This is a genomic window from Lentzea kristufekii, from assembly GCF_033949925.1.
Classification (GTDB): Bacteria; Actinomycetota; Actinomycetes; order Mycobacteriales; family Pseudonocardiaceae; genus Lentzea; species Lentzea kristufekii.
Genome location: NZ_JAXAVV010000004.1, coordinates 464,008 through 477,532 on the forward strand (window position 1 = coordinate 464,008; position 13,525 = coordinate 477,532).

Genomic DNA, 13,525 nt, shown 5'->3' on the forward strand with positions numbered 1-13,525 from the left:
GCCCTGGATCAGGGCGGGCCTGCTCTTGACTATGCAGGCGCGTAACCGGTCGGGGTGGCGGTGAAGCTGCCACGGCCTTGCGTCCGGCTGCGCAACCTCGTCACGTAGCCGAACATCTCCGCCAACGGCACGCTCGCCGTCACCACCGTCGCACCGAGCCTGGCCTCCGAACCGAGGATCCTGCCCCGGCGCGTCGCCAGATCACCCAGCACGCCACCGAGGTACTCCTCCGGCACGGTCACCGTGACCTCGGCGATCGGTTCGAGCAACGTCATGGCGCCGGCCTTCAGCGCCTCGCGCAGCCCGAGCCGGCCCGCCGTGCGGAACGCCATCTCCGACGAGTCCTTGACGTGCGTGGACCCGTCGGTGAGCGTCACCCGCACACCGGTCACCGGGTGGCCGAGAGGTCCCTCGGCCAGCGCGTCCCGGCAGCCCTGTTCGACCGCGCGGACGAACTCCTGCGGCACGCGCCCGCCGGTGACGGCCGAGCGGAACTCGAAACCGGTCTCCAGCGGCTCGGTGTCGAGCACGACGTGAGCGAACTGTCCCTGCCCTCCGTCCTGCTTGACGTGCCGGTAGACGAATCCCGTGACGCCCGTGCCCACGGTCTCGCGGTACGAGACGCGCGGCCGTCCCATGGTGAGCTCGATGCGGTGCAGCGTGCGCGCCTTCTCCACCGAGACCTCCAGGTGCAGCTCACCCTGGCCGGACAGCACCGTCTGACCGGTCTCCGGGTCCGTCCCGAACCGCAGGGACGGGTCCTCGTCGACCAGGTGCGCCAGCGCCTCGGTCAGCCGCGCGTTGTCCGCGCTGGTCCGCGTCTCCACGGCCACCGACACGACCGGATCGGCCGACACCGCGGGTTCGAGCGACAACGGTGCCTCGGGGGCGCACAACGTCGTCCCGGTGCGGGCCGACTTCAGCCCCACCAGCGCCACGATGTCGCCCGCGACGGCCTCGTCGACCGGCGTGTGCCGGTCGGCCTGGACGCGCAGGATCCGTCCGATGCGTTCGTTGCGGCCACCCACCTGCACCGTGTCTCCCTTGTGGAGGGTGCCCGAGTAGACGCGGACGTACGCGAGCCGTCCGGTGGCGGTGGCGTTCACCTTGAACACCAGTGCCGCGAACGGCGCGTCCGGATCCGGCTGCCGTTCCTGACCGTCGACGCCCCGCACCGGCGGAACGTCCACAGGGGACGGCAGGTACGCGATCACCGCGTCCAGCAACGCCTCGACTCCGCGGTTGCGGTACGCCGAGCCGCACAGCACGACGGTGGCCTGGCCGCGCCGGGTCAGTTCCCGCAGAGCGTCTCTCAACGTCTGCTCGGACAGGCCCTGTGCGAAGAACTCCTCCAACGCCTCGGGATGCAGCTCCGCCACCGCCTCCTCCAGGAGGCGGCGCCGTCGTTGTGCCTCTGCCAGCAGCGTTTCCGGCACAGGTCCCTCGGTCATGCCGTCGTCCCAGATCAGCGCACGCATGCGCACCAGGTCGACGACGCCGCGGAACCCGTCCTCCACGCCGATCGGCAGCTGCACGACGAGCGGCACGGTGTGCAGCCGCGTGCGGATCGACTCGACGACCTGGTCGAGGTCCGCGCCCGCCCGGTCGAGCTTGTTGACGAACGCGATCCTGGGCACGCCGTACCGATCCGCCTGCCGCCACACCGATTCGCTCTGCGGCTCCACTCCGGCCACACCGTCGAACACCGCGACGGCCCCGTCGAGCACGCGCAGGGACCGTTCGACCTCGTCGGCGAAGTCGACGTGTCCCGGTGTGTCGATGAGGTTGATGCGATGGCCGTCCCACGTGCAGGTCACGGCCGCGGCGAAGATCGTGATGCCGCGATCGCGTTCCTGCGGGTCGAAGTCGGTGACGGTGGTGCCGTCGTGGACCTCGCCGCGCTTGTAGGTGCTGCCGGTGGCGAACAGGACGCGTTCGGTGAGCGTGGTCTTGCCCGCGTCGACGTGGGCGAGGATGCCGAGGTTGCGGACAGCGTTCAACGTGATCGTGCGCATGGCTTTGTGCCTTTGGTGTCAAGGACTTACGGGGTCAGCGCGATGACCCGGCGAGCTCCGCTCGGGAGTTCGTCAGACAGTCCGGCGCCCGGCGCGCAGCAGGCGACCGGGGTGCGAGGACACGAGGATCACGTCGAAACGGGACGGGAGGACGACGGCGGCGGTACGCACGGCCGGTCTCCTCTCGTCTCGGTGATGATGATCGTGGAGTGTAGACACATGAGCGGTGCCTCACAACGCATTTGAGGTGGAACACCTCCACAACGCTCTTCGTTCAACGGACATGCGCCTGTGTTTGCTCGGCGACTCGATCGCCGCCGGAGTGGGCAGCACGCGCCGGGAGGACACGCTCGGCCCGTTGCTCGCCGAACGCCTGCGAAAGGCGGGACATCGGGTCGACCTCGCCGTGCACGCGTTCGCCGGTGCCCGCTCGGCCGATCTGCGCGCCCAGGTGCGCATCGCGGTCGCGAGCCGAGCCGACGTCGCGGTGGTGGTCATCGGCGCGAACGACCTGACCAGGTTCGTCCCCGCCCACGTCGGCGCCCGGCAACTGCACGACGCCGTCGCAGACCTGCGCGCGGCGGGGGCCGAGGTCGTCGTCGCCACGGCACCGGACCTGAGCATCGTCTCGCACGTACCGCCCGCGTTGCGCGACGTCGTGTCGGCCGTGAGCCGTGACTACGCCCAGGTGCAGCAGCAGGCCGTCATCCGGGCCGGCGGGGTCGTCGCCCACGTCGAACGCGCCGTCACCCCGCGGTTCGCCGCCGATCCCTCGCTGTTCGCCGCCGACCGCTTCCACCCGTCCGCCGCCGGCTACCGCGCGATCGCCGAGGCCCTGGCGCCCGCGGTCGAGGCCGCTGCGGACCGGCGACGTGTCTGAGCGATTACGACCATGCGTCTCTGACGTTGCGATCACGGCCGTGGCGTCGTACTGTCCGCACTAAGTTCAAGCATTGAACGAATGAGGTGGATGATGAGCACGCCCACTCCGGCGGACAAGTTCTCCTTCGGTCTGTGGACCGTGGGCTGGCAGGGCCGCGACCCGTTCGGCGAGGCCACGCGCCCCGAACTCGACGTGGTCGAGGCGGTGCACCGGCTCGCCGAGCTGGGCGCCTACGGGCTGACGTTCCACGACGACGACCTGTTCGGCTTCGAGGCGACGCACCGCGACCAGCAGATCAGCCGGTTGCAGGGCGCGCTCGCCGAAACCGGCCTCGTCATCCCGATGGTGACGACGAACCTGTTCAGCCACCCGGTCTTCAAGGACGGCGGCTTCACCAGCAACGACCGCGGCGTGCGGCGGTTCGCGCTGCAGAAGGTGCTGCGCAACGTCGAGCTGGCGGCGGAGCTCGGCGCCAAGACCTTCGTGCTGTGGGGCGGCCGTGAGGGCTCCGAGTACGACGTGGCCAAGGACGTGCGGGCGGCGCTCGACCGGTACCGCGAGGCCATGAACCTGCTGACGCAGTTCGTCACCGACCGCGGCTACGACATCCGGTTCGCGCTCGAGCCGAAGCCCAACGAGCCGCGCGGCGACATCCTGCTGCCGACGGTCGGGCACGCGCTCGCGTTCATCACCTCGCTCGACCGGCCCGAACTGGTCGGCCTGAACCCCGAGGTCGGGCACGAGCAGATGGCCGGGCTGAACTTCGTGCACGGCATCGCACAGGCGTTGTGGCACGGCAAGCTGTTCCACATCGACCTCAACGGTCAGCGCAGCATCAAGTACGACCAGGACCTGGTGTTCGGGCACGGCGACCTGATGAACGCGTTCGCGCTGGTCGACCTGCTGGAGACCGCCGGCTACGACGGGCCACGGCACTTCGACTACAAGCCGTCGCGGACCGAGGACATCACGGGCGTCTGGGACTCGGCCAAGGCGAACATGGCCACCTACCTGCTGCTTCGCGACCGCGCGGCCGCGTTCCGCGCGGACCCCGAGGTGCAGGAGGCGCTGGCCGTGGCGGGTGTCGCGGAGCTCTCGCAGCCGACGCTCAACGCCGGCGAGTCCTACGACGACCTGATCAAGGACACCGGGTTCGACCCCGACCAGGCGGGCGAGCGCGGCTACGGCTTCGTCCGGCTCAACCAGCTCGCCCTCGAGCACCTCACGGGAGCGCGCTGACATGACGCTCGTCGCCGGCGTCGACTCCTCGACGCAGTCGTGCAAGGTCGTGGTTCGCGACGCGGAGACCGGCAGGCTCGTCCGGGAGGGCCGCGCGGCTCACCCGGACGGCACCGAGGTGCACCCCTCGCACTGGTGGTCGGCTCTGCAGTCCGCGCTCGCCGACGCCGGCGGACTGTCCGACGTCGCGGCGCTGAGCGTCGCCGGGCAGCAGCACGGCATGGTCTGCCTCGACGAGGACGGCGAGGTCGTGCGCGAGGCGTTGCTGTGGAACGACACCCGTTCCGCGGCGGCCGCGGCCTCGCTGACGGACGAGCTCGGCGCGGACACGTGGGCGGCGCGGATCGGCCTCGTGCCGGTCGCATCGTTCACGATCACGAAGCTGCGCTGGCTCGCCCAGCACGAACCGGCCAACGCCAAGCGCACCGCCGCCGTCTGCCTGCCGCACGACTGGCTGACGTGGCGGCTGCGCGGCACCGGGTCGCTCTCCGACCTGGTCACCGACCGCTCGGACGCGTCCGGCACGGGCTACTTCGACTCGGTGTCGAACGAGTACGTGCCTGACCTGCTCTCTCTCGCGCTCGGCCGTTCCGACGTGGTGCTGCCGCAGATCCTCGGCCCCGCCGAATGGCGAGACGGACCGTCTCGTCTCGGCTCGGATGCGGGAGGCCGACGAGACGAGACGGTCCGTCTCGGCGCGGGTGCCGGCGACAACGCGGCGGCCATGCTCGGGGTGGGCGGCGGCACCGACGTCGTGGTGTCGCTCGGCACCTCCGGTGTCGTCACCGCGACCAGCGAAGTGCGGGCGACGGACGCGTCCGGCATCGTGGCGGGGTTCGCCGACGCCACGGGCCGCTACCTCCCGCTGGCCTGCACCCTGAACGCCGCCCGCGTGCTGGACGCGACGGCCCGCATGCTGGGCGTCGACCTCGCCCGGCTCAGCGACCTCGCGCTGTCCGCGAAGCCCGGTGCGGAGGGCGTGGTGATGGTTCCGTACCTGGAAGGCGAGCGGACGCCGAACCTGCCGGACGCGACGGGTGCGTTGCACGGACTGACGCTCACCAACGCCACGCCCGCGAACATCGCCCGTGCGGCCGTCGAAGGCATGCTGTGCGGTCTTGCGGTGGGCCTCGACGCGCTCGCTGAGCAAGGTGCGGACGTCACAGGCGTGCGGCTCGTTGGAGGAGCAGCGGTTTCTCCTGCGGTGCGGGAGATCGCGCCGATGGTGTTCGGTGTGCCCGTGACGGTGCCCGCGCCGGATGAGTACGTGGCGAACGGTGCGGCGCGGCAGGCCGCGTGGACGCTCACCGGCGGGGCGACGCCTCCTGAGTGGACGCTGGCGGACAGCACGCGGTACGAGGCGGAGGCGGTGACGGAGATCCGGGCGCGGTACGGGGACGCGGCACAGCGATACTTGAGTCGATGACCACCGTCGACCACCTGCGGCAGGTTCGCCTCGGCAACCTGCGCACGGTGCTGCTCGCCCTCGTCGACCGCCCCGGTTCGCGCGCCGACCTCGCGGCGCGCACCGGCCTGACGAAGGCCACCCTGTCCAACCTCACCGAGCCGTTGCTGGCGGGCGGGATCCTGGTGGAGGAACCCGCCACGCTCGCGGGCATGGGCAGGCCGTCCAAGCCGTTGCGCTTCCACCCCGCCGGGCCGGTCGCGGTCGGTGCGGAGATCAACGTCAGCCACCTCGCCGTCGAGACGCTCGGACTCGACGGCGCCACGCTCGAACGCCGTCTCGTCCCCGCCGACATGCGCAAGGCCACGGCGGACGAGGTGCTCGACCGGGTCGCCGGACTGATCCGCGAGGTCACCGGCGGCTCCGAGCGCACGCTGCTCGGGGTGGGGCTCGCGTTTCCCGGTGTCGTGCACGACGGCGCCATCGTCCGAGCGCCCAACCTGCCCGAGCTCGTCGGCGAACGACTGGCCGAGAGGCTCGGCGAGCGAACCGGTCTCGACGTCCAGCTCGACAACGAGGCGAACCTCGCCGCGCTCGCCCACCTGTGGCCGCGGCACCTGGCGGGCGAGGACTTCGTGCACGTGACGGCGGACGTCGGCATCGGCGCGGGCGTCGTGCTCGGCGGCGAGGTCTACCGCGGGGTCAGCGGGTTCGCGGGCGAGCTCGGGCACGTCGTGATCGAGCGCAACGGCATCCGCTGCACGTGTGGCAGCCGCGGTTGTGTCGAGCGGTACGCGGGGCTCGACGTCATCCTGCGCGAGGCGGGACGACGCCGACTCGACTCGTTGCGCAAGGCGCTCGAAGCGGGCGACCCCAAGGCCGCGGCGGCCGTGCGGACGGCCGGGGAGGCGCTCGGGGTCGGCATCGCGACGCTGATGAACCTCTTCGACGTCCCGACTGTCGTGCTCGGCGGCAGCTACGCCGTGCTGTACGACCACCTCCGCGAGGCCGTGCAGTCCGAACTGGACGGCAGGGTGCTCGCGGGCGGCGAACGGCACACCCGGCTGCTCGCCTCGCCCCTCGGCGAGTTCGCGGTGGTGCGGGGTGCGGCCGGGCTGATCACGAGGCGCGCGGTGCAGCAGCCCGAGCGGCTCTTCGCATAGCGAGGCCGCCCAGCACCACACCGGCCACGCCCACCGCGAGCGACACGTAGCCACCGACGATGCCGTAGCCGGTGCCGGGGCCGCCCTTCGCCATCAACACCACCGCGACACCGATCACCGCCCCCACCGCACCCAGCACGACGGCCCACAGACCACGCCGCGTGAGCGCTAACAGACCGAGCACACCGATGACCACACCGACAAGCGACAACGTGCGGCCGGCGGACATTTCATAAGCAGCGGAAAGCAACATGGGCACCAGCCAACCCCCGAACCGGCGTCACGTCGTCGTGCGGGCGCAGACACCGCTGTACTGCGCGCGCAGTAGTCCAACAATGCTCCCGCTGAAGGATCTACCAGCGCGAACGGGGGATTAAGGTGCACGGATGAGCAAGCGCTGGCTGGACTGGGCGATCGCCGCGGGAGTCGCGACGAGTCTCGTCGTGGCGGGCCACCCCGCGACCGTTCCCGGCTACGCGCTGCTCGCCGCCAGCGGACTGGTTCTCACCGCGCGCACACGGTCGCCGAGAGCCGTGCTCGCGGCGACCGGACTCCTCGCGCTCGGCTACCAGGCCACCGGCGCCGACGTGCCGGTGATCGCCTTCCTGTTCGCCGTCTACTCGACGATGCGGGCGGGCCACCGCGTGTTCACGCTCGCCGGCTCCGTCCTGATGCTCGCCACGCTCCCCCTCGCCGCACTCGCCTCGCCGCGCGACCTCACCACGTACGAGGCGTTCGCACAGACCCGCGACGTCCTGCAGATCGCGTGGCTGATCGCCGCGGCGGCCGCCGGTGAGGCGCTGAGGCAGGCCGAGCGCAGAGCCGACGAAGCCGAACGCACCAAAGAGGAAACGGCGCGCAGACGGGCCAACGAGGAACGCCTGCACATCGCCCGCGAACTGCACGACTCGCTCACCCACCAGATCTCGGTGATCAAGCTGCAGGCCGAGGTCGCCGTCCACCTCGCCCGCAAACGCGGCGAGGACGTGCCCGAACCCCTCCTGGTGATCCGCGACGCGGGCCGGGAAGCGTCCAGGGAACTCCGCGCCACGCTCGAAGCCCTGCGGGACGACGACAAGAACCCGCCGCACGGCATCAAGGACGTCCCCGAACTCGTCGAGCGCGCCAGGGCCACCGGCCTGGACGCCCGGCTCACGATCGAAGGCCGCCACGACGACGTGCCGGCAGCGGTGGAGCGCACGGCGTACCGGATCGTGCAGGAGTCGCTCACGAACATCGCCCGCCACGCCGCCGCCGCGACCGCGCGGATCCACATCGGCTACCGCGAGGACACGGTGATCATCGAGGTGGACGACGACGGCACGGCGGCACCGGGGAACACCGCACCGGGTGTCGGGCTGCTCGGCATGCGGGAACGCGTCACCGCGCTGGGAGGCCACCTCCAGGCGGCGCCCCGGACCGAAGGCGGTTTCCGCGTGCAGGCCGAACTCCCCGTGGCACAGCCGTGATCCGCGTCCTGCTGGTCGACGACCAGCCGCTGATGCGCCGCGGTTTCCGCGCGTTGCTGGAAGCCGAGGACGACATCGAGGTCGTCGCCGAGGCCGGGACCGGCCGGGAAGGCCTCGACCAGGCCAGGAAACACCTCCCGGACATCGCCCTGATCGACATCCAGATGCCGGAGATGGACGGCATCGAGGCCACCGGGCACATCGCCGCCGACCCGTCCCTGGTGGGCACGCACGTCGTGATCCTCACCAACTACGGCCTGGACGAGTACGTGTTCCACGCGCTGAAGGCAGGCGCGGCCGGGTTCCTCGTCAAGGACGTCCAGCCGGAGGACTTCCTGCACGCCGTCCGGGTCGCGGCCCGCGGCGACGCCCTCCTGTCCCCGTCGATCACCCGCAGGCTGATCGACCGGTACGTGAGCCAGCCGCTGCGGCAGAACCTGAGCGTCGACCACCTCACCAACAGAGAGCTCGAAGCCGTCGTGCTGGTGGCCCGCGGCCTGTCGAACGACGAGATCGCCGCGAGCATGGTGATCAGCCCGCTCACCGCGAAGACCCACGTCAACCGCGCGATGACGAAGCTGCACGCCCGCGACCGGGCTCAGCTCGTGGTGATCGCCTACGAGTCGGGCCTGGTGGTCCCGCAGGCCTCCGAGCGCGGGTAGGCCTCCGCGCAGATCCGGTTCTCGGCGTCCGCGACGGACAGCGACCAGCGGATGATCCGCGCATCGTTCGCGCCGGTCACCAGCTCGTCCTCCCGCGTGAACGCCACGGTCTGCACCGGTCCGGTGTGCCCGGTCAGCGTGGTGCCCGAACGGGTGCCGAGGTCCCACACGACGACCGCGTCGTCCTCTCCCCCGGACGCCAGCGCGGTGCCGGACGGGCTGAACGCCAGCGCCACCACGGGCGCGGAATGGCCGGTCAGCGTCATCAGCTCGGCACCCGTGGCCACGTCCCAGACCTTCACCGTCCGGTTGGCGCCCGCCGTCGCGAACCTCGTGCCATCGGGACTGATCGCGACGTCACGCACGTCGCCCTGGCCCGTGCTGACCCGCCGTTCCAGCCTGTCCCCGGCCAGATCCCACAGCATCGCGCCGCCGGCCGGGTCGGTGGAGATCAGCAGGCGGCCGTCCGGGGTGAACTCCACGGCGCTCGCGATGTACGGCCCGCCGGAGAACGCGCCCTGCTCCAGCTCCGGCAGGCTCCACCGGAACCGGCCGAGCGAGGCCGTGACGATCCCGCGCCCGTCCGGCTGGAAGGCGATGTCGGTCGACGCCCCCAGACCGCTGTACGACAACGACGACAGCCGCTCCCGCCGGGCGACGTCCCAGATCGAGATGGTGTGGTCACGGGTCAGCGCGGCCAGCCGGGAGCCGTCCGGGCTGAACGACACCGACTCCACCCGGTCGGAATGACCGTCCAAAGTGGCCAGTGCGGTGCCGTCGAGGTGCCACAGCCGCACGGTTGTGTCGTCACCTGCGGACGCGACCGTGCCGTGGGACACGTCGATGTCGTTGATGCCGCCGGAATGCCCGGTGAACGGCGGCACGGCGTCCTCGCGCACCGCCACGATCCGTCCGTAGCCCCCGGAGACCAGCAGGGTGCCGTCACGCCCCAGCGCGATCGCTCTCGACTCGGTGCGGCCGCGATCGCGGTAGGTCGTGATCGGGCGGCCGGTCCGGACGTCCCAGATGGTGATGAGCCCGTCCTCGTCCGCCACCGCCATCCGGCCGCCCACCGGCTCCGACGCCTCCCACGCGTACGCGCCCTGCTTCGGCAGTTCGGACAGCAGCTTCCCGCGCACGTCCCAGAACTTCACCCCGTCGCGCAACGTGGCGGTGCCGATCCTCGTGCCGTCGAAGACGACGTTGTTGACCTCCAGGGAGGGGATCTCGCCGATCCGGGCGCCGGAAGCGACGTCCCACACCAGCGGGTGCTCCTTGCCGTTCGCGGTGACCAGCACCGATCCGTCCGGGCTGAACGCGAGCGCGGTCACCTCCTCGGCGTGCCCCTGGAAGGTCCGGCTGGTCGGGGCGGCGACGTCCCACACCTCGACGGCCCCACCGGCGACGCCGACCGCGAACGACGTCCCGGCCGGGTGGAACGCGAGCCCGGCGGTGATGACGTCGAACTGGCGGGAGAACACGGCTTTCCCGGTCGTGAGGTCCCACACCACCACGTCACCACGGCTTGCGCCCAGCGCGGGCAGCGACGCGTTCGAGGCGAGGAACCTGTCGTCCGCGCTGAACTCGGCCTGCCTGGCGTAGCCACCGTCGGTGAAGGCGTTGTGGTCCGCGAGCAGGAGCTTGCGCGACCGGGTCCGCGGCTCCCACAGCGTGACGTGGCCGTCCCGGTCGGCCGTCGCGATCACGTCACCCCGGTGCGAGACGCTCACGTCGAGCACGGGCGGGCCGTCCGCGTTCAGCTCGATGCGCCGGCGCGGCGCGGAGGCGGTGCTCAGCAGCGCGCCTCGGGTGTCGCCGTCCGCGTGCAGGCGGTAGGCCGACATGGCGAGCGGGCCGGCCAGGTCGGGCGCCGTGTCGACGAGACCGCGTGCGGACAGCGCGATCTGGTGCGCCTGCTCGATCCGTTGCCGCAGCTGGGCTTCCCGCGACTGCCACCAGGCGACGCCACCACCGCCCGCGGCGAGCAGGAGCAGCACGCCCATGATCGAGATGAGCCTGGTGAGCAGCCGGTTGCGGCGCTTCACCGTCACCTGCTCGGCCTCGTCGCGCTCGCGGCTCGCCCTGAGGAACGCCTCCTCCGCCGCGTTCAGCTCGCCGGGGTGGTCCTGGGCCCAGGCGGACGCGGTGACCAGCTGCGATCCCCGGTAGAGCGCGCCCTCGTCGCGGTCCAGCTCGCTCCACGTGTGGGCGGCGGCGGTCAGCCTGCGGTGCACCAGCAACGTCGAGCGGTCGTCGGACAGCCAGCGCTGCAACCGCGGCCACGCGCGGATCAGCGCCTCGTGCGCGATCTCGGCGGTGCCCTCGTCCACCACGACCAGCCGCTCGGTGACCAGACGGCCGAGCACGCCGTCGATCACCTGATGCTCGGCGATGCCGTCGAGCTCGGCGCGGCGGATCGGCCGGCGGGTGTCCTCGGTGCCGTCGCCGAACGCGGTGAGCCGCACCAGGATCCGGCGCATGGCCTGCTGTTCCGCGCCCCCGAAGTCGGCGTAGGCGCGTTCGGCGGTCTGCGCGATCGCACCGCGGACCCCGCCACCGGCCCGGTAGGCGGCCAGGGTCAGCTCGGTGCCCGAGCGTTGCCACGTCTCGACGAGCGCGTGGGACAGCAACGGAAGCGCACCCGGTTCGGCGTCCACGTCGGCGAGCACGGTCGCGAGCAGGTCAGGGGCAACGGACAGCCCGCTCGTCGAGGCGGGGCGCAGCACGATGTCGCGCAGATCGGCACCCGAGGGCGGCCCGACCAGCACGGTCGCCTCGTCCGCCAGCGCTCGCACCAGGCCGGGGTGCTGCGTGACGTGGGCGAGGAAGTCCGCCCGGACGCCCAGCACGACCCGAGTGCGGCGGTGCGGTCCCTGGGCCGCGTCCAGCAGTACCCCGATGAACTGTGAGCGCTCACTTTCGCTGGCGCACAACGTGAACAGCTCTTCCAGCTGGTCCACGACGAGCAGCAGGCGGACGTCGTCCGGGCCGTTCGCGAGTGCGTTGCGCACCTCGACGTCGAACGCCGCCGGGTCCGCGCCGAGGTCGGGCCGCTTGCCGGTGAACGACGCGAGGGCGTTCGTGAGCGTTGCCATCGGATGCGCGGTCGGCGTGATGACGATCGGCCGCCAGGTCGCGTCGAGCCCGCCGACGACACCGGCCCGCAGCAACGAGGACTTGCCGCTGCCGGAAGCGCCGAACACGCCGACGACGGGGTGGCGGTCGATCCGGCGCGTGACCAGGTCGACGAGGTGGTCACGGCCGAAGAACCACGGGTGGTGCTCCGGCTGGTAGGCCATCAGGCCGCGGTACGGGCAGTCCGCGCGAGGGAGTCTCGGTGGCGCCGGTTCCTTCGGCGGCGCGCCCTGCAGCATCGTCTCGTGCAGGCCGCGCAGTTCGGCGCCGGGTTCGATGCCGAGGTCGTCCACGAGCCGTTCACGGGCCCGCCGGAACACCTCCAGCGCCTCGGCCTGGCGGGACGCGCCGTAGAGGGCGGTCATCAGCTGGGCGTGCAACGGCTCCCGGTACGGGTTCTCCTCGGCCAGCTCGGCCAGCCATCCGATCACCCCGGCGTGCCGGCCCAGTGCCAGTTCGGCCGCGGCACGCGCCTCCGCGGCGCGCAGCCGGGCCTCGTCCAGCCGCGCGGCGAACTGGCCGGGCAGGTCCGGGTAGGCAGGGCCGCGCCACAGGCCGAGCGCCTCGGCGAGCAGATCGGCGGCCTTGTGCGGGTCGCCTTCCGCGAGGGCCCGTTCGCCGTCCACGGTCAGCTGGTCGAAGAGGTCGGCGTCGAGCTCACCGGGTTCGATCGTGAGCTGGTACCCGGCAGGCTCGCGGGTGATCCGGTCGCCGAGCCCCAAAGCGCGCTTGAGCTGGTGGACGTACAGCCGGACGTTCTCCTGCGCGGAGGCGGGCGGGACCTCCCACAGCGCCTCGATCAGCCGTTGCGCGGAGACCGGCGTGTTCGCGTGCCGCACCAGCATCGCGAGCAGGATCCGCTGCTTCGCCGACCGCAACGGGGTCTCTTCCTCGCCGGCCGCGACGACGATCGGACCGAGCACCCGGAACCGCACGCACCCTACCCCCGATGATCGGCGGAACGGTAACAACGACCTGGCGTTATACGCAGCCGATACGCGGAAATACGGCCCTGTGCCGACTGTACCGGGATGTGCGAACCATCCTCGTCTCGCTGTCGCTGTGCAACGCCCTGCTGGCCGACAGGCTCTCGTCCCGCCTCGCCTCCGTGCCGTGGGCTCGCCCAGGCACTCCCGCCGACGTGATCGTGACCGACGACGTTGCCGCCGCAGGACCGCGCACGGTCGCGGTCCTGCCGTCGTTCGACGCCGTGGAAGGCCTGGTGCGGCTGGGGGTCACCGGGTTCGTGCTCGCCGACGACCCGCCGGAGGACATCGTGCGGGCGGTCCACGACGTGCACCGGTTCGGCGGCTGGGTGTCGCCGCGGCTGGTGTCCTCGCTGCTGCCCGGTCCGCCACCGGCGTCGCTGACCGTCCGCGAACGGGAGACGTTGCGGCTGGTGGCCGAGGGGCGGGAGAACGCGGAGATCGCCGCGGCCATGTTCATCACCGTGAGCGCGGTGAAGTACCACGTGTCGAACCTGCTGAGGAAGTTCGGCTGCCGCGACCGCACACAACTGGTCTCGCGACTAGGGCGCCCGCTGGCGGTGCGTTC

Annotated in this window: 10 protein-coding genes; 7 read left to right on the forward strand and 3 right to left on the reverse strand. The window is 71.6% G+C overall.

Translation table 11 applies throughout. The features are described from left to right. Nucleotides 1-29: 29 nt before the first annotated feature. Complete coding sequence (fusA, locus tag SK571_RS11395; protein ID WP_319984004.1) at nt 30-2,015, reverse strand: elongation factor G; 1,986 nt, start codon at nt 2,013-2,015, stop codon at nt 30-32. 283 nt (nt 2,016-2,298) lie between these two features. Between fusA and SK571_RS11400 the strand changes: the two genes are divergently transcribed. From SK571_RS11400 to SK571_RS11415, 4 genes are all read left to right on the forward strand, one after another. Continuing rightward, nucleotides 2,299-2,895, forward strand: a complete 597-nt coding sequence (locus tag SK571_RS11400; RefSeq protein ID WP_319984005.1) for an SGNH/GDSL hydrolase family protein — start codon at nt 2,299-2,301, stop codon at nt 2,893-2,895. 90 nt (nt 2,896-2,985) lie between these two features. After that, nucleotides 2,986-4,137, forward strand: a complete 1,152-nt coding sequence (xylA, locus tag SK571_RS11405) for a xylose isomerase (RefSeq protein ID WP_266039930.1) — start codon at nt 2,986-2,988, stop codon at nt 4,135-4,137. Nucleotide 4,138: 1 nt separating this feature from the next. Beyond that, a complete protein-coding gene (gene xylB / locus SK571_RS11410; protein WP_319984006.1) occupies nt 4,139-5,563 on the forward strand; it encodes a xylulokinase in 1,425 nt (474 codons plus the stop codon). Then, nucleotides 5,560-6,705, forward strand: coding sequence for an ROK family protein (locus SK571_RS11415; protein WP_319984007.1), 1,146 nt, complete (start codon nt 5,560-5,562; stop codon nt 6,703-6,705). The genes xylB and SK571_RS11415 overlap by 4 nt, the downstream gene beginning before the upstream one ends. Here SK571_RS11415 and SK571_RS11420 read toward each other — a convergent pair. Next, nucleotides 6,662-6,958, reverse strand: a complete 297-nt coding sequence (locus SK571_RS11420) for a DUF6223 family protein (protein WP_319984008.1) — start codon at nt 6,956-6,958, stop codon at nt 6,662-6,664. The two genes, SK571_RS11415 and SK571_RS11420, sit on opposite strands and share 44 nt — an antisense overlap. 133 nt (nt 6,959-7,091) lie before the next feature. Here SK571_RS11420 and SK571_RS11425 point away from each other — a divergent pair, with 133 nt between their 5' ends. Together SK571_RS11425 and SK571_RS11430 are read left to right on the forward strand one after the other, a co-directional pair. Beyond that, a complete protein-coding gene (locus tag SK571_RS11425) occupies nt 7,092-8,174 on the forward strand; it encodes a sensor histidine kinase (RefSeq protein WP_319984009.1) in 1,083 nt (360 codons plus the stop codon). Then, entirely contained in the window at nt 8,171-8,836 is a 666-nt protein-coding gene (locus tag SK571_RS11430) for a response regulator transcription factor (protein ID WP_319984010.1), read from the forward strand. Before SK571_RS11425 ends, SK571_RS11430 begins: the two co-directional genes overlap by 4 nt. Here SK571_RS11430 and SK571_RS11435 read toward each other — a convergent pair. Next, complete coding sequence (locus SK571_RS11435; RefSeq protein ID WP_319984011.1) at nt 8,791-12,906, reverse strand: nSTAND1 domain-containing NTPase; 4,116 nt, start codon at nt 12,904-12,906, stop codon at nt 8,791-8,793. The genes SK571_RS11430 and SK571_RS11435 overlap by 46 nt on opposite strands. A 98-nt stretch (nt 12,907-13,004) precedes the next feature. Here SK571_RS11435 and SK571_RS11440 point away from each other — a divergent pair. Continuing rightward, on the forward strand, nt 13,005-13,525 hold a 521-nt coding region (locus SK571_RS11440), incomplete at its 3' end, for a helix-turn-helix transcriptional regulator (RefSeq protein ID WP_319984012.1).